Origin of the sequence: Rhodosalinus halophilus (assembly GCF_003298775.1) — a bacterium.
GTDB lineage: Bacteria > Pseudomonadota > Alphaproteobacteria > Rhodobacterales > Rhodobacteraceae > Rhodosalinus > Rhodosalinus halophilus.
Genome location: NZ_QNTQ01000004.1, coordinates 164,025 through 187,537 on the forward strand (window position 1 = coordinate 164,025; position 23,513 = coordinate 187,537).

General features: G+C 69.9%; 22 protein-coding genes. 5 read left to right on the forward strand and 17 right to left on the reverse strand.

Translation table 11 applies throughout. From position 1 onward, the window contains the following. Positions 1-66: 66 nt before the first annotated feature. Positions 67-2,316 carry a TRAP transporter permease gene (locus DRV85_RS04365; protein WP_113288220.1) on the forward strand — a complete coding sequence of 750 codons (2,250 nt, stop codon included), beginning with the start codon at positions 67-69 and terminating at the stop codon, positions 2,314-2,316. 4 nt (positions 2,317-2,320) lie between these two features. Next, positions 2,321-3,610: an NAD(P)/FAD-dependent oxidoreductase gene (locus DRV85_RS04370; RefSeq protein WP_113288221.1), complete on the forward strand. Its 1,290-nt coding sequence runs from the start codon at positions 2,321-2,323 to the stop codon at positions 3,608-3,610. Here DRV85_RS04370 and DRV85_RS04375 read toward each other — a convergent pair. The 9 genes from DRV85_RS04375 to ectA form a co-directional block, all read right to left on the reverse strand. Then, complete coding sequence (locus DRV85_RS04375) at positions 3,607-4,383, reverse strand: SseB family protein (protein ID WP_113288222.1); 777 nt, start codon at positions 4,381-4,383, stop codon at positions 3,607-3,609. The two genes, DRV85_RS04370 and DRV85_RS04375, sit on opposite strands and share 4 nt — an antisense overlap. A 108-nt stretch (positions 4,384-4,491) precedes the next feature. Beyond that, a complete protein-coding gene (locus DRV85_RS04380; RefSeq protein ID WP_113288223.1) occupies positions 4,492-5,079 on the reverse strand; it encodes a uracil-DNA glycosylase family protein in 588 nt (195 codons plus the stop codon). After that, entirely contained in the window at positions 5,072-5,824 is a 753-nt protein-coding gene (locus tag DRV85_RS04385; protein ID WP_113288224.1) for an EcsC family protein, read from the reverse strand. Before DRV85_RS04385 ends, DRV85_RS04380 begins: the two co-directional genes overlap by 8 nt. A 51-nt stretch (positions 5,825-5,875) precedes the next feature. Continuing rightward, positions 5,876-6,361 (reverse strand): GNAT family N-acetyltransferase, encoded by a 486-nt coding sequence (locus DRV85_RS04390; protein WP_113288225.1) that lies wholly within the window; start codon positions 6,359-6,361, stop codon positions 5,876-5,878. A gap of 69 nt (positions 6,362-6,430) precedes the next feature. Beyond that, entirely contained in the window at positions 6,431-6,904 is a 474-nt protein-coding gene (locus tag DRV85_RS04395) for a CoA-binding protein (RefSeq protein WP_113288226.1), read from the reverse strand. A gap of 198 nt (positions 6,905-7,102) precedes the next feature. Beyond that, positions 7,103-8,575: an aspartate kinase gene (locus DRV85_RS04400; RefSeq protein ID WP_113288365.1), complete on the reverse strand. Its 1,473-nt coding sequence runs from the start codon at positions 8,573-8,575 to the stop codon at positions 7,103-7,105. A gap of 76 nt (positions 8,576-8,651) precedes the next feature. Then, the gene (locus DRV85_RS04405; protein ID WP_113288227.1) at positions 8,652-9,056 is read right to left on the reverse strand and encodes an ectoine synthase; all 405 of its coding nucleotides are present in this window, start codon (positions 9,054-9,056) and stop codon (positions 8,652-8,654) included. Positions 9,057-9,061: 5 nt separating this feature from the next. Then, entirely contained in the window at positions 9,062-10,363 is a 1,302-nt protein-coding gene (gene ectB, locus DRV85_RS04410; protein WP_113288228.1) for a diaminobutyrate--2-oxoglutarate transaminase, read from the reverse strand. 48 nt (positions 10,364-10,411) lie between these two features. Further along, on the reverse strand, positions 10,412-10,945 hold the full coding sequence (ectA, locus tag DRV85_RS04415) for a diaminobutyrate acetyltransferase (RefSeq protein ID WP_233495394.1): 534 nt from the start codon (positions 10,943-10,945) through the stop codon (positions 10,412-10,414). 256 nt (positions 10,946-11,201) lie between these two features. Here ectA and DRV85_RS04420 point away from each other — a divergent pair, with 256 nt between their 5' ends. Next, positions 11,202-11,687 carry a MarR family winged helix-turn-helix transcriptional regulator gene (locus DRV85_RS04420; RefSeq protein WP_233495395.1) on the forward strand — a complete coding sequence of 162 codons (486 nt, stop codon included), beginning with the start codon at positions 11,202-11,204 and terminating at the stop codon, positions 11,685-11,687. Positions 11,688-11,762: 75 nt separating this feature from the next. Here the strand turns inward: DRV85_RS04420 and DRV85_RS04425 are convergent, their stop codons facing one another. Further along, a complete protein-coding gene (locus tag DRV85_RS04425; RefSeq protein WP_113288230.1) occupies positions 11,763-14,048 on the reverse strand; it encodes a xanthine dehydrogenase family protein molybdopterin-binding subunit in 2,286 nt (761 codons plus the stop codon). 67 nt (positions 14,049-14,115) lie between these two features. After that, positions 14,116-15,246 carry an alanine racemase gene (locus DRV85_RS04430; RefSeq protein ID WP_113288231.1) on the reverse strand — a complete coding sequence of 377 codons (1,131 nt, stop codon included), beginning with the start codon at positions 15,244-15,246 and terminating at the stop codon, positions 14,116-14,118. A gap of 131 nt (positions 15,247-15,377) precedes the next feature. On the opposite strand from DRV85_RS04430, the gene DRV85_RS04435 reads away from it, so the two are divergent. Next, positions 15,378-15,806 carry an Lrp/AsnC family transcriptional regulator gene (locus DRV85_RS04435; RefSeq protein WP_233495396.1) on the forward strand — a complete coding sequence of 143 codons (429 nt, stop codon included), beginning with the start codon at positions 15,378-15,380 and terminating at the stop codon, positions 15,804-15,806. A 6-nt stretch (positions 15,807-15,812) separates the two neighbouring features. Here the strand turns inward: DRV85_RS04435 and DRV85_RS04440 are convergent, their stop codons facing one another. The 5 genes from DRV85_RS04440 to scpA form a co-directional block, all read right to left on the reverse strand. Then, positions 15,813-16,193, reverse strand: a complete 381-nt coding sequence (locus DRV85_RS04440) for a hypothetical protein (protein WP_113288367.1) — start codon at positions 16,191-16,193, stop codon at positions 15,813-15,815. Between the two features lie 86 nt (positions 16,194-16,279). Beyond that, entirely contained in the window at positions 16,280-16,957 is a 678-nt protein-coding gene (locus DRV85_RS04445) for a molecular chaperone DjiA (protein ID WP_113288233.1), read from the reverse strand. Between the two features lie 10 nt (positions 16,958-16,967). Next, on the reverse strand, positions 16,968-17,453 hold the full coding sequence (locus DRV85_RS04450; RefSeq protein WP_113288234.1) for a GNAT family N-acetyltransferase: 486 nt from the start codon (positions 17,451-17,453) through the stop codon (positions 16,968-16,970). Then, complete coding sequence (locus DRV85_RS04455) at positions 17,450-18,073, reverse strand: VOC family protein (RefSeq protein ID WP_199525809.1); 624 nt, start codon at positions 18,071-18,073, stop codon at positions 17,450-17,452. The genes DRV85_RS04450 and DRV85_RS04455 overlap by 4 nt, the downstream gene beginning before the upstream one ends. A gap of 197 nt (positions 18,074-18,270) precedes the next feature. After that, a complete protein-coding gene (gene scpA / locus DRV85_RS04460; RefSeq protein WP_113288235.1) occupies positions 18,271-20,412 on the reverse strand; it encodes a methylmalonyl-CoA mutase in 2,142 nt (713 codons plus the stop codon). Between the two features lie 195 nt (positions 20,413-20,607). Here scpA and DRV85_RS04465 point away from each other — a divergent pair, with 195 nt between their 5' ends. Further along, positions 20,608-21,069, forward strand: coding sequence for a DUF4174 domain-containing protein (locus DRV85_RS04465; protein ID WP_113288236.1), 462 nt, complete (start codon positions 20,608-20,610; stop codon positions 21,067-21,069). 49 nt (positions 21,070-21,118) lie between these two features. On the opposite strand, the gene DRV85_RS04470 is transcribed toward DRV85_RS04465, so the two are convergent. After that, on the reverse strand, positions 21,119-23,119 hold the full coding sequence (locus DRV85_RS04470) for an acetyl-CoA carboxylase biotin carboxylase subunit (protein ID WP_113288237.1): 2,001 nt from the start codon (positions 23,117-23,119) through the stop codon (positions 21,119-21,121). Positions 23,120-23,513 lie beyond the last annotated feature (394 nt).

Here is a 23,513-nt window from a genome sequence, read left to right on the forward strand (position 1 = left end):
GACGACCTGGCTTGCAAGGGCGACGCGGTCCGGGGCAGGAGAGTTCCGACCGGCGGGGGAGACCACATGAGCGACCACGCAGACCGCAAGGACGAAACCACCGGCCCGCTTGTCGTCGAGGGTGTCGACGAGGAACCGATCGAGGGCAATCGCCGCCTCTTCGAAGGCCGGATGTATGTCGCCGTGACCTTCGCCGCGGCGCTCTACGCGGCCTTCCACATGGCGGCGCTCAACGGCCTTTCCATCGAGTCCATGACCGGCGGCGCGGTCGATCTGCCCTTTCTGCCCAGCTTTCCGATGGAGACGTGGAATTTCCGCATCGTCCACATCGCGGGGGCGCTGGCGCTGGGCTTCGTGCTTTTCGCCGGGACGCGGTTCACCGACGACGAGGGGCGCGCGCGGCCCGCGCTCGGCTGGCTAGCATGGCTGCTGCTCTTGCCGGCACTCTTCTCGCTGGGCGCGGCGCTGAGCTTCGCGGTCGAGATCGCGAACGGCAAGATGTGGAACGGCATGGACGCGGGCATCCGCTTCGACGAGATCTGGCTCTTCGGCGTGCCGTTGATGGTGGCCACCGTGGGCGGCATCCTGCTGTCGTGGGTGCACCGCCGCCCGCGTGCGGCGCTCAATCCGGCCGATATCGTTCTGGCCTTCTGCGGCGTGGCCGTGGCCGCGTACCTGGTGACGATCTACGGCACCCTGATGCGCAACTCGACCGGGACGCCCTTCGCGCCGATCGGCATCTCGATCGCGGCGGTGGCCGGCACGCTGTTGATCATGGAGCTCACGCGGCGGGTGGCGGGCCTTGCCCTCGTCGTCATCTCGGTGATCTTCCTGATCTACGTCTTCACCGGCCAGTATCTGCCGGGCTTCCTGAACTCGCCCGCGATCAGTTGGCAGCGGTTCTTCAGCCAGGTCTACACGGATGCGGGCATCCTGGGGCCGACCACGGCCGTCAGCTCGACCTACATCATCCTCTTCATCATCTTCGCGGCCTTCCTGCAGGCGTCGAAGGTCGGCGACTACTTCGTCAACTTCGCCTTCGCCGTGGCGGGCCGCGCGCGCGGCGGGCCGGCCAAGGTGGCGATCTTCGCCTCCGGCCTGATGGGCATGATCAACGGCACCTCGGCGGGCAACGTGGTGGCCACCGGAAGCCTGACCATCCCGCTGATGAAGAAGGTGGGCTATCACAAGAAGACCGCCGGCGCGATCGAGGCCGCGGCCAGCACGGGGGGCCAGATCCTGCCGCCCATCATGGGCGCGGGCGCCTTCATCATGGCCGAGATCACCGGCATCCCCTACACCGAGATCGCCGTCGCCGCGATCATCCCCGCGCTGCTCTACTTCACCGCGATCTACTTCATGGTGGATTTCGAGGCCGCCAAGCTCGGCATGCGGGGCATGCGCGAGGACGAGCTGCCGAAGTTCAGCCAGATGGCGAAGCAGGTCTTCCTCTTCATTCCCATCGTCATCCTGATCTACGCGCTCTTCCAGGGGTATTCGGTGATCCGCGCCGGCACGCTCGCCACGGCAGCCGCGGCGGTGGTCAGCTGGCTCACGCCCTACCGGATGGGGCTGCGCGCGATCTCGCGCGCCTTCCACCTGGCGGGCATCATGTCGATCCAGATCATCGCCGTCTGCGCCTGCGCGGGCATCATCGTGGGGGTCATCTCGCTCACCGGCGTCGGCGCGCGGTTTTCCAATCTGCTCCTGGGCCTCGCCGCGGCGAGCCAGCTGCTTGCGCTCGTCTTCGCCATGCTGATCGCGATCCTGCTGGGCATGGGGATGCCGACGACGGCGGCCTACGCGGTGGCCGCCTCGGTGGTGGCTCCGGGGCTCGTCGAGCTCGGCATCCCGATGCTGACCGCGCATTTCTTCGTCTTCTACTTCGCCGTGGTCTCGGCGATCACGCCGCCCGTGGCGCTCGCCAGCTACGCCGCAGCGGGGGTGTCGGGCGCGAACGCCATGGAGACCTCGGTCGCCTCCTTCAAGATAGGCATCGCGGCCTTCATCGTGCCCTTCATGTTCTTCTACAATTCCGCGCTCCTCATGCAGGCCGACTGGCTGGAGGTGACGCGCGCCTGTGCCACGGCGGTCTTCGGCGTCTTCCTGCTGTCCTCCGGCGTGCAGGGCTGGTTCATCGGGGCCCGGGCGGTCTGGTTCCTGCGCGCGGCCCTCGTCGTCACGGCTCTGATGATGATCGAGGGCAGCCTCGCCACCGACGTGATCGGGCTGGCGGCGGCCGCGGCGATCCTCTTCGTGCAGCGCGTGCTCAAGCCCAGGGAAGGGGCGACGATCCGCGTGCGCGGCGCAGACTGATCTCATGATCGGGAACGAGCGCGCCGCCCTCGCCGACAGCCTCTGGACGGCGACGGCCGGCGCCTCGCCGCTCTGCCCCGACTTGGAGGGCACGGCGCAGGCCGATGTCGCGGTGATCGGCGGCGGCTACACCGGCCTCTCGGCGGCGCTGCACCTTGCCGAACGGGGCATAAAGGCCGCGCTGCTCGAGGCGGAAAGCCCCGGCTGGGGGGCCTCGGGCCGCAACGGCGGTCAGGTCAACCCGGGCCTCAAGGAGCCGCCCGCGGAGATCGAGGCGCGGCTGGGCGCATCGGGCCAGGCGCTGGTGCGTTTCGCCGGCAGCGCCCCCGATCTCGTTTTCGGGCTGATCGCGCGGCATGGCATCGACTGCGCCCCGCACCGCCCCGGCGCGCTTCGCGTGGCTCAGAACGCCCGCGCCCTGGACGCCCTGAAGGCGCAGGCCCACGACTGGCGCCGCCGCGGCGCGCCGGTCGAGATGCTGGACGCGGCCGGGACGGCCCGCCTGCTGGGCACCGAGGCCTACGTCGGCGGGCTTCTGGACAGGCGGGGCGGCAACCTGCATCCGCTCGACTACGCGCTTGGCCTCGCCCATGCCGCGCAGGCCGCCGGCGCGCGGCTCTACGGCGACTCGCGGGCCCTGGCGGTCGAGCGCCGCGGCGACGGCTACAGCATCCGCACGGCGCGCGGATCGCTTCGTGCGGGTCGCGTCCTGCTCTGCACCAACGGCTATACCGACGGGCTTTGGCCCGGGCTGGCACAGAGCGTCGTGCCGGTGGTGTCGGTGCAGGTGGCGACCGAGCCCTTGCCGCCCGGCGTGGCGGAGACGATCCTGCCCGAGGGGCATTCACCCTCCGATATGCGGCGGCTGCTGCTCTATTTCCGCCGCACGCCGGACGGCCGCTTCGTCATGGGCGGCCGCGGGGCATGGAGCGACCGCGGTCTGCGCCGCGCCATGCAGGCGCTCCGGCGCGCGAGCGGCGCGCTCTACCCTGCTTTGCGCGGGGTGCGCTGGGATTTCGCCTGGGGCGGGCAGGTGGCGCTGACAGCGGACCGCGTTCCTCATCTGCACCGGCTGGATCAGGGCGCGATGGCGGCGCTTGGCTACAACGGCCGCGGCGTGGCCCTCGCGACGGCGATGGGCGCGCAGCTTGCGCAATGGGCGGCAGGCGACCCGGAAGACGCACTCGTGGTGCCCGTGACGCCCCTGCAGCCCGTGGCTTTCCACCGCTTCCACAAGCTGGGCGTGACGCTGGCAGGCGCGCGCTACGCCGCGCTCGACCGGCTGGGGCTCTAGCGCAGGCGCGGCGGGCGGTCCGGATCGCTGCCGGGCGCGGCCGGCGCCTCGGGCGCTGGCGACGCGGGCAGGTCGATGCGCAGGGCCACGGCGGCGAGCCGGTCGGCCATCGCCTCGGCGCTCTGCACGAAGGCCACGTCGAGCCACCCAGCCTCGAGCCCGGAAAACGCGAGCGCCTCGCCCGCGGCCTGCGCCAGCGCGCCCTCCGCTCCCGGCGCCGTGCCGGTGAAGGCGAGCAGGGCGGCACGCGCGCCGCCGGCATACTCCGCCTCCGCCAGCCAGGCGGCCTCGGCCCGCCCGCCGGCCGCCGAGAGCCGCGCGTCAAGCGCCCCGAGGAGCCCGTCCGGCAAATCGCCCGGCGGATGAAGCGTAACGGGCCGCTCGGAGAGCGCGCGCGGCGCCTCGGCCGAGCGCTGCGCGAGCCAGTCCATCGCTGCGGGCGGAAGCAGGATCGCCGAGGGCTGCTCGAGGTTCAGCCCCAGCCCGAGCCCCTCCGCCGCGAGCATCTTCGCCAGCGCCCGCCCGGAGAGCGCGGCATAGGGCGCAGGCCCGCCGGCGAAGGCGGAGAGCCGCTCCTCCAGGTCGAAGGCCAGCACCACCGGCCCCTCGTCGAGCGGAAAGACCTGCGGAGTCACCCGCTCGCCCGAGGGTTCCTCGGCCAGCAACACGTGGAGTTCCGAGAGCGCGAGGCGGTCGTAGAAGGCGCGGCGGCGCGCCTCGTCCTCGGGCGCAGCCTCCATCGCGGCATGGGCGGTGTCGAGGGGGGTTTCCATGATGGCGCACCTAGCCGCGCGGCGGCGGGCGGGCAAGGGGCGGCTCGTCCGGCGCGGGCGCGCTGTTCCGGCGAGGAGCGCCCGGCAAGGGCGCGACCGAGCCGGTGCTCAGGCCAGCGCGGCCTGCACCGCCGCCCGCAGGTCCGGCAGCAATTCCGCCTCGAACCAGGGGTTCTTCTTCAGCCAGGCGTTGTTGCGCCAGGAGGGATGCGGCAGCACGAAGGTGTCCGGCGCATGGGCGCGCCAGTTCCTGACCGTCTCGGTGACGCCGGTCCGCACGCCCAGATGCCGCTTCTGCGCCGCGCCGCCCACCAGCACGCGCAGGCGCACCGGCCCGATCGCCTCGAGCGCGCGGGCGTGCCAGGTCTCCCAGCAGACGGGTGGCGGCGGCAGGTCGGCCCCCTTGGCGTCATAGCCCGGAAAGCAGAAGGCGGTGGGCAGCACGGCCACGCGGTCGCGGTCATAGAAGGTCTCTTCGCTCATCCCGAGCCAGTCGCGCAGCCGGCGGCCCGACAGATCCCAGAAGGGCTTTTCGGCCTTGTGCACGCGCATCCCCGGCGCCTGGCTCGCGATCAGGATGGGCGCGCCGGGGCGGAACCACACCACCGGGTTGGGCGCATGCGCCGTCGCCGTGCCGGCGAAGCGCCCGGCGCAGAGGCGGCAGGCGCGGATCTCCTGCGCGAGCCGTTCAGTCACGCCGCGGCAGTCGGGCGCGCAGCGCCTCGGTCAGAACGACGGTATCGTGCCCGCCCTCGCGGGCGAGGCGGGCGAGGCCGAAATGCACATGCGCCATTTCCTGGTAGTAGCGCGTATAGGCGTAGTTCGTGGCGGCGCCGGCGGCCGCGCCCAGCACCGGCACCGTCTGCGCGGCGAGCTTCTGGCCCAGCACGACCGAGAGGCGCGGCGCGACGCGCGCGATCACGCTGCGCACGGTGGCGCCGGTCAGCGTCACCCGCGCGGCGAGAAAGCCCATGTTGGCGCCGTCGTCGTGCTCGAGCGGGCCTGCCGCGGAAAAGACGGTGAGCCCCTCGCGCCGCACCTCCATCTCGGCGGGATCGAAGCCGTGCAGCGCGGCGGTGCCGAGGATCGCGCGGAAGAGCACCGTGGTCGTCACCGGCAGTTCGGCCAGCGCCGTGGGCAGCCCCCCTGCCCCGCCGGCCGCGCCCAGAACGGTGGTCAGGCCCGTGTTCACCCAGGCCGGCTGATCCGGCAGTGACCCGCGCGAGACCTGCGCCGCCTCCACGGCGTAGCCCAGTGCCCGCTCCGTGCCGCGCTCCAGCTCGTCCTTGGCCCAGTCGGGCAGCCGCTCCAGCAGGTTCTCCGCCCGGCCTCCGAAGTAGTTGAGCATGCGGATCGCCGTGCCCTCGGCCGAGGTGAGCCGCGCGGCGAGCACGTCGAGCTCGTCCGACAGCCGCGCAGGCAGGAGTTCGGTTCCGGTCATTCAGGTGCCTCGATGTTCACGGGCTTTACATCGGGCGCGGCGCGCAGGGTTTCAAGCCGCGCGCGTTACGAGCCCCTTTACATCGTCCCACGCACCGGGCGCCAGCGCCAGCCCCAGCACGCGCTCGGGGTTGGTGGGCGGCGGCATCTCGACGCCCGCGAGCCGCTCGAAGCCGAAGCGCCCGTAATAGGGCGCATCGCCCACCAGCAGCACGCGGGTCCAGCCCAGCCGGGCCGCTTCGGCGAGGCTTTCGCGGATGAGCGCGCCGCCCACCCCTTCGCCCTGCCGCGTGGGGTGCACGGCGACCGGGCCGAGCAGCAGCGCGCGGCGCCCGCCCACGCACACCGGCCAGTAGCGGATCGCACCGCCGAGGATACCCTGCGCGTCACGCGCGACCAGGCAGAGCTCCGGCACGGGCGCGACGCCCTCGCGCAGACGGTAGGAGGAGAGCGCCTCGCGCCCCGGCGCGAAGGCGAGATCGTAGAGCGCCTCGACCTCCCACCAGTCCTCGGACGTCTCGCGCGCCAGCCGGTCCAACTGCCCGCCCCACCCCTTGCCAGAAGCGGCATCGCCCGTAGCACGGCCCCCGGCGGGGGGCAAACGGCCTCAGAGCTTCGAGCTGATCACGCCGGTGTTGAAGCCGCCCATCCGCAACTCGCCGAACAGACGCTGATACTCGATCTTGGGGCAGCGGTTCATGATGACCGTGACGCCGCGCGCGCGCGCCCTGGCGGCGGCCTCGGCGTGCTCGACGCCGATCTGCATCCAAATGGTCTGCAGGTCCGGGAAGGCCTCGAGCGCCTCGTCCACGACGGGCGGCACCGCCTCTGACCGGCGGAAGATGTCCACCATGTCCACCGGCTCGTCGATTTCCGAAAGGCTGCCACGGACGGTCTCGCCGCCGAGGATCTTGCCCGTGTGGCCCGGATTGACCGGAATCACGCGGAAGCCCTTGAGCGAGAGATAGCGCGCGACATAGGAACTCGGGCGCACAGGGTTCATCGAGACGCCCACGATCGCGATCGTGCGGGTGCCTTCGAGGATCCGGCGAAGCTCGGTATCACTGTAGGTCTCGGCCATGCATGATGGATAACAGCCCGGCCCGCGGGCGGGAACACGAAAAAAGGCGTCCGAGGGGACCCCGGACGCCAGTGTCGGAACGAGGGACAGTGAAGTGGGCAGCGGTGTTCCGAACCACCACCCACTGTGTCATCTAGGTCGCGCTTCGCGACATTTAAGGCGCGGTCACCGGGTTGTGAATTGCGCCTTCCCGCTCAGTCAGGCCGCGAGCTGCGGCGCGGCCGCCTTCGCCTTGGCGTCCTGCGTCACCTTGGCGGCCGCCGAGTCCTTCTCTACGAGCGCCCGGTGCAGCAGGCGGATCGCCGTGTCGGTCACGTCACGCGGGAGCACGAACTGGATGTCCACGTTGCGCGGCCCCTGCGCCACGGCGACCGGCTCCAGCCCCTCGGCCGAGAGGGCATCGAGTCCGCGCGAGAGCGCGCCCAGACCCGAGATGTCGCGCCCGATGGCCGAGACGACCGCCAGGCTGCGCGTCGTGATCTCGGCGCTCGGATAGGCCTTGGCGAGGTCGCGCTCCACCCGGCGGACGGACTTCATCGAGGCGTCCACGTAATGCGTGATGGTGTTCGCATTCGAGGTCTTGGCGACGATGCGCAGCTTGTGGCGCGTCAGCGCCTCGAGAATCGTCGCGTCGTAGCCCTTCACGCCCACCATGTCGGGCTCGTAGACCTGCAGCGCGAAGACATCGAGGCCGGTCACGATCTCGACCGCCGGCGTCTCGGCCGGGCATTCGTCGATCAGCGTGCCGGGATCCTCCGGTTCGAAGGCGTTGGTCACGCGCAGCGGAATGCCCGCCTGCCGCAGCGTCTTGGCCGCGGAGGGGTGGATCGCCTCCATCCCCATGTTGGAAAGCTGGTCGGCCACGTCGTAGTTGGTGCGGCCCAGCTTGCGCACATTGTCCACGCCCACCAGCTTCGGGTCGGCCGAGGACAGGTGGAACTCCTTGTGGATGATCGCCTCCGCCGCGCCCGTGCGCGACGCGATGTTGGCGAAGGTCACCTCGGAATAGCCGCGGTCGTAGCGGTTCATCAGGCCTTCGGCGCATTGCGCGTAGCCGGTCACGATCGGAAGCTCGCAGGACAGGTCGATGTCCGCGAAGCCGCGGTCGATGCGTTCGTCGAGGCTGACCTCCGCGTCATCGCGCCAGCCGGAAAGATCGACGCAGCGCGCATCGACGCCGTTGCGGCGCAGAAGCAGCGTCGTGACCTGCGCGGAATGCGACTCGCCCAGCCCCGAGAGAAGCTCGCGGATGAGCCCCATGTGCTCGCTCAGGCGGAAATGCCCGTAGGAGCAGAGCCGCTGCAGGTCGATCAGGCACGACCGCGCGCCTTCGATCCGCTCGCGCACGAAGTCGTCGGCCTCCTGGATGTCGGCCGGGTGCTCCAGCACCTCGCGGTGCGCCTCCTTCATGGCCTCTGCCACGCGGTTGAGCGCATCCGACCAGCCGTGATCGTTCTCGGCGTTGGAGAAGAGCGCATAGACGCCCGGCTCGCCGGATTTCTTGTGCTCCAGCAGCAGGTCGGTGATCCCGCCATAGGCCGAGACCACGAAGACGCGGCCGTAGGGGTCGTCACCACCGTTCAGGAACAGCGTGTCCAGCAGTTCCCTCGAACGGCTCATGGAGGTGCCGCCGATCTTCTCGACGGTATGGGTGGTCTGACTGTCGCTCATGGGCTTGTCGCCTTTCCCCGCCGCGCCCGCACCGGGCGCCGCGGTCTGATTGATTTCTCGGTAGGGGCGCCGGATGTCAGGCGCTCTCCGCCGCATCCGCCGGGGCATAGGAGCCGTCCTCGCGGTGGACCTCCTTGCCCGTGACCGGCGGGTTGAACACGCAGGCCATCACCAGATCGGCCCCGGCATCGGCGCGCACGGTGTGCTTGTCGTGCTTGTCGAGCGCGTACATCACCCCCGGCCGGATCTCATGCGTCTCGCCGGTGGCCAGATCGGTGATCGAGCCGGTGCCGGACATGCAATAGACGCTCTCGAAGTGATGCTTGTAGTGGAAGGTGTGCTCGCTGCCAGCGTCCAGGAACGTGATGTGGAAGGAAAACCCCATCCCGTCGTCGGCCAGCAGCATGCGCACGCTCGTCCAGTTGGCGTCGCTCACCGTCCGGTCGGTGTTCTTCAGTTGCTCGAAGTCCCTCACGATCATGTCTGTCACTCCGCGGCGATCGGGCCGGCCGTCTTTTCGCGGATCGCCGACTCGAGGATGTCGAGACCGCGATCGAACTGTTCCATCGGGGTGGTGAGCGGCGCAAGCACCTTCACCACCTCGTCCTCGGCGCCCGAGGTCTCGATGATCAGGCCCTGCTCGAAGCAGCGCGCGCAGATCGCCTCGGCCAGCTCGCCGTCACCCACGTCGATGCCGCGCATCATGCCGCGGCCTTTCAGGCGGGCGCCGGGGATCAGGCGGCGCATCTTGTCGAGGCGCGCCTCGAGGTGCTCGCCCTTCCGCTGCACCTGCTCGTAGAAGGCGTCGTCGGACCAGAACTTCTCGAGCGCGACGCGCGCGGTGACGAAGGCATGGGTGTTGCCCCGGAAGGTGCCGTTGTGCTCGGCCGGCTTCCAGATGTCGTGCTCGGGTTTGACCAGCACCAGCGCGAAGGGCAGGCCGAAGCCCGACAGCGACTTGGCCATCGTGACCATGTCCGGTTCGATCCCCATCCCGTCGATGGAGAAGAAGCCGCCGGCACGTCCGATGCCCGCCTGGATGTCGTCGACGATGAGCAGGATGCCGTGCTTCTTCGCGAGATCGGCAAGCCCCTTGAGCCAGGCTTCGGAGGCCGCGTTGAGGCCGCCCTCGCCCTGCACCGGCTCGACCACGAAGGCCGCCGGCATGTCCACGCCGGACGAGCCGTTCTCGATCATCGCCTCGACGATCTTCAGCGTGTCCACGTCTTCGCCCAAGGCGCCGTCGTAAGGCATGTGGGTGACGTGATCGAGGTCGACGCCTGCGCCCGCACGCTTGCCGGCGTTGCCGGTGAGCGACAGCGCGCCCAGCGTCATGCCGTGAAAGCCGTTGGTGAAGGCCACCACGTTGCGGCGACCGGTGACCTTGCGGGCGAGCTTGATCGCCGCCTCGACGGCGTTCGTCCCGGTCGGGCCGGTCATCATGATCCGGTGGTCCCAGCCGCGCGGGCTGAGGATCAGCCGCTCGAAGGTTTCGAGAAAGGCGGCCTTCTCGGTCGAATACATGTCGAGGCCGTGCGCGATGCCGTCATCGGTGATGTGGGCGAGCAGCGCCGACTTCATGTCCGGGTCGTTGTGCCCGTAGTTGAGCGAGGAGCACCCCGAGAGGAAGTCGATGTAATCGCGCCCCTCCGAGTCGGTCAGGGTCGAGCCCTGCGCCCGGGTGAAGACGGTCGGGAAGCCGCGGCAGTAGCTGCGCACCTCCGACTCGCGGCGTTCGAAAATGGCCGTGTCGCCGGCCGACTGGTCGGAAAACTGGGTGTCTTTCATGACATGTCTCTTTTCTGTCTGGAAGAATCCGCCGGGCGAGGCGCGCGGTCAGGCGGCGCGCTTCTCGGCTTCCGGCAGCTTGATCGTGACCATGTGCTCGGTCGCGTGATAGCCGCGGAAATGGGTGTCGCGGGTGAAATGCGCCTGCGCGTCGAACTGCGCGTCCTGGGCGCGGGCGAAGCTTTTGAACAGCGCCCAGCTCGCCTCGTTGTCGCGCGTGATGGTCGTCTGCAGGCGCTTCACGCCCTCGCATTCATCCCTGGCGAGCAGCTGCTTGAGCATGCGCTTGGCCAGCCCCTCGCCGCGTGCGGCCTCGGAGACCGCGACCTGCCACACGAAGAGCGTCTCGGTGTCGTAAGGCAGCCGATACCCCGAGATCCAGCCGACGATCTGCCCGTCGCGCTCGGCGACGATGCAGGTGTCGCGGAAGTGGTCGCACTGGATCAGGTTGCAGTACATCGAATTCTCGTCGAGCGGCGAGCACGACGAGATCAGCTCCCAAACGGCCGCGCCGTCCTGCGGCTCGGGCTTGCGGAACCGGATGCGGCCCTTCTGCGGATCGATCTGGCGAACATTCGACACTGGATTGCTCTCCTCGGTTGTTCGCTAAGCAATATATGCGCGTCGTCGCATAGGTCAACTAGGCTAAATAAATAAGGTTCCGTTGACAGATTTTTTCTTTATAAACAGTGTTTAAGAGCAAAGTTTGCCTTAGCATAGCGCGGAAATTCTTGGAAATCTGCGCCTTTTCGCTTAAGTAGGCTAACTAACTGACGCTTGCATGACACGAGGAAGAGTGCCTATGGGTCTGACGTTCGACGCCATCACGGGGCCAGACTTGGACAGGACCGACCAGAGCCTCATCGCGCTGCGCCGAATCCTGCGCGCGACAGAGCTTTACGGGCGCGAGCTCGCCCGCACCGCGGGCCTGACGCCCGTCCAGATACGCGTGCTTCAGGTCGTTGCGATGCGCGACGGCGTGACGCCCAAGGAGATCTCATCGCAGATGGGGGTCAGCCAGGCGACGATCTCGACCCTGCTCGATCGCCTCTCGTCGAAGGGCATGCTGCGCCGCGAACGGTCGAAGACCGACCGCCGGCAGACCAACGTCGTGCTGACCGAGGCGGGCCACGACGCGGTCAACCGCGCGCCGGACGCGCTGCAGCAGCAGTATGTCCGCGCCTTCGAGTCGCTGGAGGACTGGGAACAGGCGATGATCGTCGCCGCGCTGGAGCGCGTGGCCTCGATGCTCAACGCCGCCGACCTGGATGCCGCGCCGGTCCTCGACCACGGCGAGATCAAGCGCGGACCGCAGGCGCACTGACGCGAGCGGGTCGTCCGGGCGCGCGGAAGGCCCTTGGAAGGGCCTTCAAGCGCCTTTCAAGGCGCTTGCCCGCCCCTACTGCGCCGCGTGCAGCATCTGCCAGACGCGGTGCGGCGTGAAGGGCATGTCGGCCTGGCGCACCCCGCGCTCCCACATCGCGTCCTGAACGGCATTGGCGACGGCCGCCAGCGCGCCCACGGTGCCCGCCTCGCCGCAGCCCTTCATGCCCATCACGTTGGCCGTGGAGGGCACCGGCTCGGAGGCGAAACCATACATCGGCAACTGGTCCGCCCGCGGCATGGCGTAGTCCATGAAGGTCGCGGTCAGGAGCTGCCCGTCCTCGTCGAAGACGGTGTGCTCGATCAGCGCCTGCCCGATCCCCTGGGCCACGCCGCCGTGCACCTGGCCTTCGGCCAGCAGCGGGTTGATGAGATTGCCGAAGTCGTCGACCACCGTGTAGCGCAGCACGCGCACCGCACCGGTATCGGGGTCGACCTCCACCTCCGCCACATGCGCGCCGTTGGGGTAGGACCGGCCCGGCAGCGTCGTGCGCGCCTCGTGGCTCAGCAGATCCTCGCGCCCGTCGGCGCGCGCCATCTCGGCCGCCTCGAGGAAAGTGGGAGTCAGGTTGGAGCCCGGCGCGCGGAAGGTCTCGTCGTCGAAGGTGATCTCCTCTTCCGATACGCCCATCTTCTCCGCGAGGAAAGGCCGGAAGGCCGCCACCATCTTCTCGACCGTGGCGAGCGTCGCGGTGTTCTGCACCGTCACCGAGCGCGAGCCGCCGGTGCCGCCGCCCGTCTTGATGAGGTCCGAGTCGCCCTGCACCACCCGGATCTTCTCGGCCGGGATGCCGGTCTGGTCGGACAGGAACTGCGCATAGACCGTCTCGTGCCCCTGCCCGTTCGACTGCGTGCCGACAAAGATCGAGGCGGTGCCGTCCGCGTTGAACTCGACCCGCGCGCTTTCGGACGGGTCGCCCAGGATGCTCTCGATGTAATAGCACAGGCCCATGCCGCGCAGCCTGCCCTGCGCCTCGCTTTCCGCGCGCCGCGCGGCGAAGCCCGCGCGGTCCGCCTCGCGCTCGACCCGCGCGAGCAGGCGGCCGAAATCGCCCACGTCATAGGTCTCGCCCGCGACGGTGGTGTAGGGGAATTTCTCCGGCGGGATGAAGTTCTTGCGCCGCAGCTCCCAGGGGTCGGTGCCCAGCTCGCGCGCGGCGCGGTCCATCATGCGCTCCAGCACATAGATCGCCTCGGGCCGGCCGGCGCCGCGGTAGGCGTCCACCTGCGTCGTGTTGGTGTAGAAGCCTTCGGACCGCAGCCAGGCAACGGGGATGTCGTAGACCCCGGTGAATACCTTGGAAAACAGCGTGCTCTGCATGATCTGCCCGAAGTTCGAGTTGTAGGCCCCGAGGTTCGAGCGGTTGTGCACGCGGTAGGCGAGGATGCGGTGATCTTCGTCGAAGGCCAGTTCGGCGTAGGAGGTCAGGTCGCGCGCCCCGTGATCCGACAGCATCGCCTCGGTCCGCTCGGACATCCAGCGCACCGGGCGGCCCAGCGCGCGGGCGGCCTGCGCGACCACGGCGTATTCGGGATAGGGCGCGCCCTTCATGCCGAAGCCGCCGCCCACGTCGGGGTTGGTGACATGCACCGCGTCCTCGGGCAGACCGAGCGCCTTGACGAGCGCCGCCTTCTGGCCCCAGACGCCCTGCCCGTTAATCGCGACGTGCAGGCGGGCGCCGTCCCATTTCGCGTAGCAGCCGCGCGGCTCGAGCGAATTGGTGATCACCCGGTTGTCGTAGATCTCCAGCGCCACGGTGTGTGCCGCCTCGGCGAAGGCCCTCTCGGTCGCCGCCTCGTCGCCCAGGCCCCAGTCGAAGCCACGATTGTCCGGCGCACTGTCGTGCAGCGGCTCTCCGCCGGCGCTGAGGTCGAGCTTCACGGGCAGTTCTTCCAGATCCAGCTCGATGAGTTCGGCCGCGTCCTTCGCCTGCTGCCGGGTCTCGGCCACCACCAGCGCCACCGGCTCGCCGACGAATCGCACGCGGTCCCGCGCCAGCAGCGGGCGCTCGGTCTTCGCCCCCTTGGTGCCGTCGCGATTGTCCACCCGCACCGCGCCCATCAGCACGTTCATGCCCGCGGCCTCGAGATCCGCGCAGGTCAGGACGGCGGCGACGCCGTCGGCCTGCCGCGCGTCCTCGACCCCCAGCGAAGCTATCCGCGCATGCGCCATGGGCGAGCGGAAGACGAAGGCGTGCAGCGCGCCCTCCGGCGCGATGTCGTCAACGTAGCGGCCGTGCCCCGTCAGAAAGCGGCGATCCTCGACGCGCGTCACCGGCTGGCTTCGCCCGAACTTTTCCATCTCGCGCGGCTCCCTTGCCCTGTCGTTCCGCAGGCAACCTACGCCGGGACGCGCTGCTGTCCAGCCCCTAGGCCAGGGTGCGGGCCCGCACGATGGAAAGATCGCCGTAGCCGTTGAACCGTGTGGCCAGCGCGACCGAGTAGGCCCCCATGCCGGGAAACAGGATCGCGTCGCCCTCCGCCATGTCGGACGGAAGCCCGAGCGGTTGCGGCAGCCTATCGAGGCTGTCGCAGGTGGGTCCATAGACGACGCGCGCCAAAGGCGCGCCTCCGCGCGCCTCCCCGTCCGGGCCGAGAACGGCAACCTCGGGTGCGCGCGGCACGTCGCGCCATTCGGACAGCGCACCATAGATACCGTCGTTCAGAACGGCCGCCCCGTCGCCGCGCAGGGCCTTTACGCGCGCCAGCACGGCGAAGGCCCCGGCCACCATCGCCCGCCCCGGCTCGCAGACGAGCGCGGGCGCCCCGGCGCCGAAGGCCTCCCGCGTGGCAGTGCCGATGCGCTCGAAGATGGCCGAGAGCTCCGCCTCGTCCACGCTCCCCCAATGGGGAAATCCGCCGCCCACGTTGACGCGGTGCAGCCGCACGCCCGCCGCGGCCGCCACCCGCGCGGCCTCGTGGATGTAGACCGCCCAGGCCTCGGCGTCGCGGCACTGGGTGCCCGGGTGGAAGGTGAGCGAGGGCGTGAGCCCGCGCGCCGCGACCTCGCGCAGCAGCGCCTCGGCGGCCTCCGGATCGGCGCCGAACTTCACGCCGAAGTCGTAGGCGCCGCCCCTCACCGGAAGTCGCAGCCGCACGGCGATCTCGGTGCCGGGCTCCATTGGCATCAGCCGGTCGAGACCGGCCATGTCATCCACCGACCACGAAACCGCCCCATGCGCCTTGCCGGCCTCCACCTCCGCGGGCGAGCGGATCGGGTTGTGATAGTGAAGCACCGCGCCCGGCACGGCCGCGCGCACCGCTTCCATCTCGGCCGGCGAGGCCACGTCGAAGCTGCGCACGCCCGCCCGCGCCAGCGTCCGCAGCACCTCGGGCAGCGGGTTGGCCTTGACCGCATAGGTCACGAGGCCCGGAAATCCGGCCTGAAAGCGCGCCGCACGGCGGGCCAGCCGCTCGGCATCGAAGATGAGAAGCGGTCGTTCCGGCGCGCCGCGCACCAGATCGGCGATTTCGGGGGTGATCTGCGTCATGCTGCTCATGGGGCTCTCCTGCTTCCGACCCTTTTTCGATCTGCCTCGGCGACAGGATGCCGGCTCCGATTGCCGGTTTCCGTTGTCAGATCCGGCGAATCCGCACTAATCTTCGGCAAATCAACGCAGAACGCCGACGAATGGACGATACCGACGAAGCCCTCATCGCGATGCTGGCCGAAAACGCGCGCCAGCCGGCGGCGACGCTCGCGCGGCGGCTCGGCCTCGCGCGATCGACCGTGCAGGCCCGGATCGAGCGGCTGGAGAAGTCCGGCGCCATCGCCGGCTACACGCTGCGGCCGGGCTCCGCGCTCTCGCCTGCGCTGCGCGCGACGGTGCTGATCTCGATCGAGCCGCGCGCGGGCCCCGGCGTGCTCGCCCGGCTCAAGGCCATGCCCGAGGTCGAGACGGTCCACACCACGACCGGCCGGGTCGATCTGATCGCAACGCTCACCGCGCGCGACACCGAGACGCTCGACGCCGCGCTCGACCGCATCGGCGAAACCCGCGGCGTCCGGGGCTCGGAAAGCCTCGTCCATCTCTCCACGAAACTCGATCGCAGACGCTGACCGCGCTCAGAGATCGACCGGACCCGAAGGCGCCTCCGTCTCGGCCGGCGGCTCCTCCAGCGGCTCCTTGCGCCGCATGATGATGTCGCCGTTGGGCAGCATCTCCGGCGGGTGGTAGGCGCTCCAGTCCTCGACACGCCCCAGAAGATCGCGCAGGGCCGGCCCCATCTCGCGCGCGAAGTCACGCACAGCAGGCTCGAGTTCCCGCGTCAGCCCCTCGAGCTCGCGCAGCGCCGGGTCCAGTTCGCTCATGATGCCGCGGAAGAACAGCCGCGCACCCTCCTCCATCAGGCTCAGCCCGTCTTCCTCTTCCGATGTTTCGGGCGCGCTCTCCTGCGCCGCGGCCGGCGCGGCGGCGAGGCAGACGGCAAGAAGGGCGGCGCGCATGCACATGCCCGAAGGATAATCACCACCCCGGCCTCTGATAAGCCCCTTTCCAGGCCGGGACCCCGGGGCAGAGCGCCCGCAGCGCCTCAGCCGCGCTCCGACGCGATCTCTTCCCAGGCAAGGTTGAGATCCTGCATCCGCCGCTCGGCGATGCGGATCGCCTCTTCGGGCACGCCGCGGGCCAGCATCACGTCGGGATGCGTCTCGCGCACCTGCTGGCGCCAGACGCGCCGGATCGATTCCAGATCCATCTCCGGCGTGACGCCCAGAACGGCATAGGGGTCGCGCTGCTCGGGCACGAACCGCACGCGGAGCGCGCGGAAATTCCGCTCCGGCAGGCCGAAGATCTGCGCCACGCGGGCGAGAAAGTCGTCCTCCCGCGGGTGATAGGAGCCGTCCGCCACGGCGATGTGGAACAGCCCCTCCATCAGGTCGCAGAGCGTCGGGCTCTCGTCGCCGAACATCGACCGGATCCGGCGCGCATACTCCTCGTAGCCGGCCACATCCTGCCGCGCGAGGTTGAAGACCCGCGCCGCGGCGCGCTCCTCGTCCGGCGGAATGCGGAAGACCTCGCGGAAGGCCGCCACCTCGTCGCGCGTCACGCGGCCGTCGGCCTTGGCCATCTTCGCGCCAAGCGCGATCACCGCGATGGTGAAGGCCACCGTGCGCTCGGGCGGCGCGCGCAGCCGGTCGAAGACCTCGGCGAGGCTCTCGCCCTGCCGGAGCGCCGAGAGCGCGTCGGAGATGCGGCGCCAGATCGACATGGCCCCGAGCCTAGCGCGGAGAGAGCCGCTTGCACATCAGGATCAGGTCGTGCCAGCGGCCGAATTTCCAGCCCACCTCGGGCAGCACGGCGATCTCGGCGAAACCGATCGCGGCGTGAAAGCCGACGCCCGCCGGATTGGCCGAACTGACGCCTGCCCAGAGACTCGCCGCGCCGGCCGCCGCTGCCTCCCGCTCCAGCGCGGCCATCAGCGCCCGCCCGATTCCGCGCCCCTGCGCCCCGGGCGCCAGCAGGATCGAATGCTCCAGCGTGCGCGCATAGCCCGGCCCGGCGCGGAACCGGAACGCCGTGGCGAAGCCCGCGACCGCGTCGGCCTCCTCCGCCACCAGAAACAGGGGCCCGCGCGCGGCGATGTCGGCTTCGAGACCGGCGCAGGTCTTCTCCTCGGTGGTGAAGGTGATCGCCGTCTGCCGGATCACCGGGTTCCAGATCGCGGCGATTCCGGCCGCGTCCGCCGCTGCGGCCTGCCGGATCATGCCAGCCGCCGCGTCCCGGCGGGCGTCGCGATCTCCGCCGCAAGCCCCGGCGTGCCCGCCACGAACCGCACTCGCGGGTCCGAAAGATGCGGCCCGAGCCGCGCGGCCAGCGCCTCCGCCGCCGGGTACCGCACCTCCAGCGACTCAAGCCGGCAGGCCGCATCGGGCAGGCGCGGCGCGGGATGGGCCGTCCCCTCCCATTCGATCAGAGCCGGGAAGACGCCGTCCCAGGGCAGCGCGCCCGCCTCCGGCACCGCCATGCGCCAGCGCAGATCGCCCCGCTCCAGCGGCACCGCGCGCCCCGCCTCGGGCAGCGCGGCGACGGCCGCATCGAGGTCGGCGACCCGCACGATCCAGGCCTGCAGCCGCGGCCCGCCGGTCAGCGCATCCAGCCCGAACCAGCGCGGCACGCCCGGCGGCGCGGCCTCGGGATCCACCGCGATCGCCTCCAGGTATTCCGCCTCCCCCAGCGACAGCAGCCGGTTCCACGTCCCGAAGCGCGCGTGCCGCCCGCCCTCGGCCAGCGTCACCCCCAGCGCCGCCTCGACATGCGCCAAGGCCGCCTCCAGCGTCTCCCCCGCCACGGCGAGGTGGTCGATCTCCATTCCCAGATCCGCCATGCGCCCGCTCCTTCTTCTTGGGCGAAATATCCTCGGGGGGTGAGGCGGCGAAAGCCGCCGAGGGGGGCAGACAGCCCCCCTGCCGCCCTCCATGCCCGACGCCCCCTTTCCGGAAAGCGCCCCTCCCGGTCCTTCCTCTTGCCGGCAATACCCCGGGGGTGAACTGGCCGCAGGTGAGGCAGGGGGGCAGCGCCCCCTCAGGCGGCCTGGCCCGCCCGCGCCTCGCGGATCAGCTCGAGGATGTTCTGCGCCGCCTCCGGGATGTTCGTGCCGGGTCCGAAGATCGCCTTCACCCCCGCCTCCTTCAGGAAGCCGTAATCCTGCTGCGGGATCACCCCGCCGCAGATCACCAGGATGTCGCCCGCGCCCTTCTCGCGCAGCGCCTCGACGAGCTGCGGCGCGAGCGTGCGGTGCCCGGCCGCCTGGGACGAGATGCCCACCACGTGCACGTCATTGTCGATGGCGTCCTGCGCGGCCTCTTCCGGCGTCTGGAAGAGCGGGCCCACGTCCACGTCGAAGCCGATGTCGGCGAAGGCGGTGGCGATCACCTTGGCGCCGCGGTCGTGGCCGTCCTGCCCCATCTTCACCACGAGCATCCGGGGGCGGCGGCCCTCCTCCTCGGCGAAGCTCTCGACCGCCTTCTGGATCGCCGCGAAGCCCTCGTCGCCCTCGTAGGCCTTGCCGTAGACGCCGGCCAGCGTCTTCACCTCCGCCCGGTGGCGGCCGAACACCTTTTCCATAGCCATGCTGATCTCTCCCACCGTGGCGCGCGCCCGCGCCGCCTCCACCGCCGCGTCCAGCAGGTTGCCGCCCTCGCGCGCCACGCGCTCGAGCGCGCCGAGAGCCGCGTCGCAGGCCGGCTGGTCGCGGGCCGCGCGCACCTCCTCGAGCCGGGCGATCTGGCTCGCGCGGACCTTCGCGTTGTCGATCGAGAGGATGTCGAGCTCCTCCTCCTGCGGAAGGCGGTACTTGTTGACGCCGACGATCACCTCGTCGCCACGGTCGATCATCGCCTGCCGGGTCGCCGCCGTCTCCTCGATGCGGAGCTTGGGCATGCCCGACTCCACGGCCTTGGTCATGCCGCCCATATCGTCGATCTCGCGGATCAGCTCCCAAGCTTTCTCGGCGAGATCGCTCGTGAGCTTCTCGACGTAGTAGGACCCTGCAAGCGGATCGACGACGTTCGTCACGCCCGTCTCTTCCTGCAGGATGAGCTGGGTGTTGCGCGCGATGCGGGCGGAGAAATCGGAGGGCAGCGCCATCGCCTCGTCGAGCGCGTTGGTGTGCAGCGACTGCGTGCCGCCCAGCACCGCGCTCATGGCCTCGTAGGCGGTCCGCACGACGTTGTTGTAGGGGTCCTGCTCTGCCAGGCTCACGCCGCTCGTCTGGCAGTGCGTGCGCAGCATCTTCGACCGCGGGTCCCGCGCGCCCAGTTCCTCCATGATCCGATGCCAGAGCAGCCGCGCGGCGCGCAGCTTCGCGATCTCCATGAAGAAGTTCATGCCGATGGCGAAGAAGAACGAGAGCCTGGGCGCGAAGCGGTCGATGTCCATGCCGCGACCCACGGCGGCCTGCACGTATTCCTTGCCGTCGGCGAGCGTGAAGGCCAGCTCCTGCACCAGGTTCGCGCCCGCCTCCTGCATGTGGTAGCCGGAGATCGAGATCGAGTTGAAGCGCGGCATCTCGTTCATCGTGTATTCGATGATGTCGGCCACGATCCGCATCGAGGGCTCTGGCGGATAGACATAGGTGTTGCGGACCATGAACTCCTTGAGGATGTCGTTCTGGATGGTCCCCGAGAGCTTGGCGCGCTCCACGCCCTGCTCCTCGCCCGCGACGATGAAGCTCGCCATCACGGGGATCACCGCGCCGTTCATCGTCATCGACACGCTCACCTGATCGAGCGGGATGCCGTCGAAGAGGATCTTCATGTCCTCGACCGAATCGATGGCGACGCCCGCCTTGCCCACGTCGCCCACCACGCGGGGGTGGTCGCTGTCGTAGCCGCGGTGCGTGGCGAGGTCGAAGGCAACGCTGACGCCCTGCTGCCCGGCCGCAAGCGCGCGGCGGTAGAAGGCGTTCGATTCCTCGGCCGTCGAGAATCCCGCGTATTGCCGGATGGTCCAGGGCCGGCCGGCATACATCGTGGCGCGCGGCCCGCGCACGAAGGGCGCCTCGCCCGGCACGCTGCCCAGGTGGTCGAGCCCTTCGACATCCTCCTCCGTGTAGAGCGGCTTGACCGGGATGCCCTCGAGCGTGTTCCAGGTCAGCTCGGCGGGGTCGCGGCCCTTCAGCTCCTTCTCGGCGAGCTTGCGCCAGGTCTCCGTCTTCGCCGTCATGGCTTGGTCCTTCCGTCCTGCTGGGCGGCGCCGGCCGCCCTGTCGTGATCGATACGAGGCGCGGCGCCCGGGGTCAGGGCGCGACTCCTCGCGCGCGATGCGGTAGAGGGGCCGCGCGGAAAAGACGCCGCAGCGCGTCGCGGTGGCTTCGCTTTTGCGGACATGCCGCCTATATCTCGGGCGTCAGGAGGTGCCATGACCCGCTTCGCAGCGCTTCTTCTTGCAGCCCTCGTCGCTGCGCCCGTCTCCGCGCAGGAAGCCGTGGCGGCCCAGGCGGAGACCGAGCAGGAGCAATCCATCATCCGTGACGGAACCGACGCCACGCTCGAGGAATTCCTGTGGGTCGCCCGGCCGGTCGTCGTCTTCGCGGACAGCCCGGCAGACCCGCGCTTCGTCCAGCAGATGGAGGCGATTCGCGCGCGACAGGAGGCGCTGGCCGAGCGCGACGTGGTGGTGCTGACCGATACCGATCCCTCGGCGCGCTCGGAACTGCGCCGCGAGTTGCGGCCGCGGGGCTTCATGCTGGCCATCATCGGCAAGGACGGCACGCTGATCGTCCGCAAGCCCCTGCCCTGGGACGTGCGCGAGATCACCCGCTCGATCGACAAGCAGCCGCTCCGCCAGCAGGAGATTCGCGAAGAAAGCCAGTCGGGCTGAGGCGCGCCGGCCGCGGCCGGCGCCCTGGGCGCTATGCGGCGATCGGGCTTCACTCGAATTCCATGATCACGTCGTCCACGGCGAGGCTGTCGCCGGGGCCGGCGTTGATCTTGCCGACCACCGCCTGACGCTCGGCGCGCAGGATGTTCTCCATCTTCATCGCCTCGACGGTGCAGAGCGCCTGCCCCTCCTGCACCTCCATGCCCTCTTCCACCTCGACCTTCACCAGAAGGCCCGGCATCGGGCAAAGCAGCATCTTGGAGGTGTCGGGCGGCGCCTTCTCGGGCATCCGCGCGGCGAGCTCGGCCTGACGCGGCGTGCGGATGTGCACCTTCAGATCCGCGCCGCGGGTGCGGACGCGGAAGCCGCCGGTGATCTTGCCGACCTTGAGCGTCAGCGGATCGCCGTCCACCGTCATCCGCGCGAGCGGCTGCCCGGGTGTCCAGTCGCCCACGACGCGGTGTTCCGTGCCGTCCTGGAAACGCACCGTCGCGCCCTCGCGGTCGGCGGAAATGGCGACCTCGAAGCGGTCGCCCTGCGCCGTCACGATCCAGTCGCTGCCCACCTTCCGCTCATGGTTGTCCATGCGCCCCGAGATGCGGGTGCGCCGGATCTCGGCCACCCGGTGCATCGCCGCGGCCGCCGCCACCATGCGGCGCAGCGCATCCGGCGCGAGTTCCACGCCGGCGAAGCCCTCGGGCCATTCTTCGGCGATGAAGGCGGTGGTCATCTCGCCGGCGACGAATTTCGGGTGTTCCATCACCGCCGACAGGAACGGCAGGTTGTGCCCGATCCCCTCGACCTCGAAACCGTCGAGCGCCTGGCGCATGCCCTCGATCGCTTCGGCGCGGGTGGGCGCCCAGGTGCAAAGCTTGGCGATCATCGGATCGTAATACATGCTGATCTCGCCGCCCTCGAAGACACCGGTGTCGTTGCGCACGACGCGCTCGGGCGTGGCGATCTCCGCGGGCGGGCGGTAGCGCGTGAGCCGCCCGATGGAGGGCAGGAACTTGCGATACGGATCCTCGGCGTAGAGCCGGCTCTCGATCGCCCAGCCATTCAGCTTCACGTCGTCCTGCGCGAGGGCCAGCGGCTCGCCGTTGGCCACGCGGATCATCTGCTCGACGAGGTCGACGCCGGTGATGAGCTCGGTGACGGGATGCTCCACCTGCAGGCGCGTGTTCATCTCGAGGAAGTAGAAATTCTTCTCGCCGTCCACGATGAACTCGACCGTGCCGGCGCTGGTGTAGCCCACCGCCTGCGCCAGAGCCACGGCCTGCTCGCCCATGCGCTTGCGCGTCTCGGGGTCCAGGAAGGGCGAGGGCGCCTCCTCGATCACCTTCTGGTTCCGGCGCTGGATCGAGCACTCGCGCTCGCCGAGGTAGATGCAGTTGCCGTGCTGGTCGGCCAGCACCTGGATCTCGATGTGGCGCGGCTGGGTGACGAATTTCTCGATGAAGATGCGGTCGTCGCCGAAGGAGCTGGCCGCCTCGTTCTTCGACGACTGGAAGCCCTCGCGCGCCTCCTCGTCGGTCCAGGCGATGCGCATCCCCTTGCCGCCGCCGCCGGCGCTGGCCTTGATCATCACCGGGTAGCCGATCTCGGAGGAGATCTTCACCGCCTCCTCGGCGTCCTCGATGAGGCCCATGACGCCGGGCACGGTGTTCACCCCCGCCTCCTTGGCGAGCTTTTTCGAGGTGATCTTGTCACCCATCGCCTCGATCGCGCCCTTGGGCGGGCCGATGAAGGCGACGCCCGCCTGCTCCAGCGCCTCGGCGAACTTCGGGTTCTCGGACAGGAAGCCGTAGCCAGGATGCACCGCCTCGGCGCCCGACTCGCGGATGGCGTCCATGATCTTGTCGATGACGATGTAGGACTGGTTCGCCGGCGCCGGGCCGATGTGAATCGCCTCGTCGGCCATCTCGACGTGCAGCGCGTTCTTGTCGGCGTCGGAATAGACCGCGACGGTGGCGATCCCCATCTTGCGCGCCGTCTTGATGACGCGGCAGGCGATCTCGCCCCGATTGGCGATCAGGATCTTCTTGAACATCCGCTCCCCTCTCCCGTTCCGGGCCGCGATCGGCCCGCATTCAGACGATACCCGGCGGTGACGCATCTGCGCGTGCACGCCGCTGAAGACCTTGCGTCGCGCCGCCCGGCCCGCCCTGCGGCAGAGCGGGGTCGCGGCGGCGCGCCGGACGTGCCGCACGGCGCGCGCGGCCGCCCCGCGTGCGGGCCTGCGGCGCCAGGCGACGGCGATGAAAAGAGGGGCGGCCGGCCTGGGGATCGGCCGAACCGCCCGAAAGGGGAAGGGTAACGGTGAAGACAGGTCGACTTCGCGCCGATGCGGCTGAAGCTTTCCCGCCCAGGTTGAATCGTCACCCAACGTGACCCCATTGACAACGGCGAGTCGACGCGGCGCCCCAGATCGGCGCCGGTTCGCG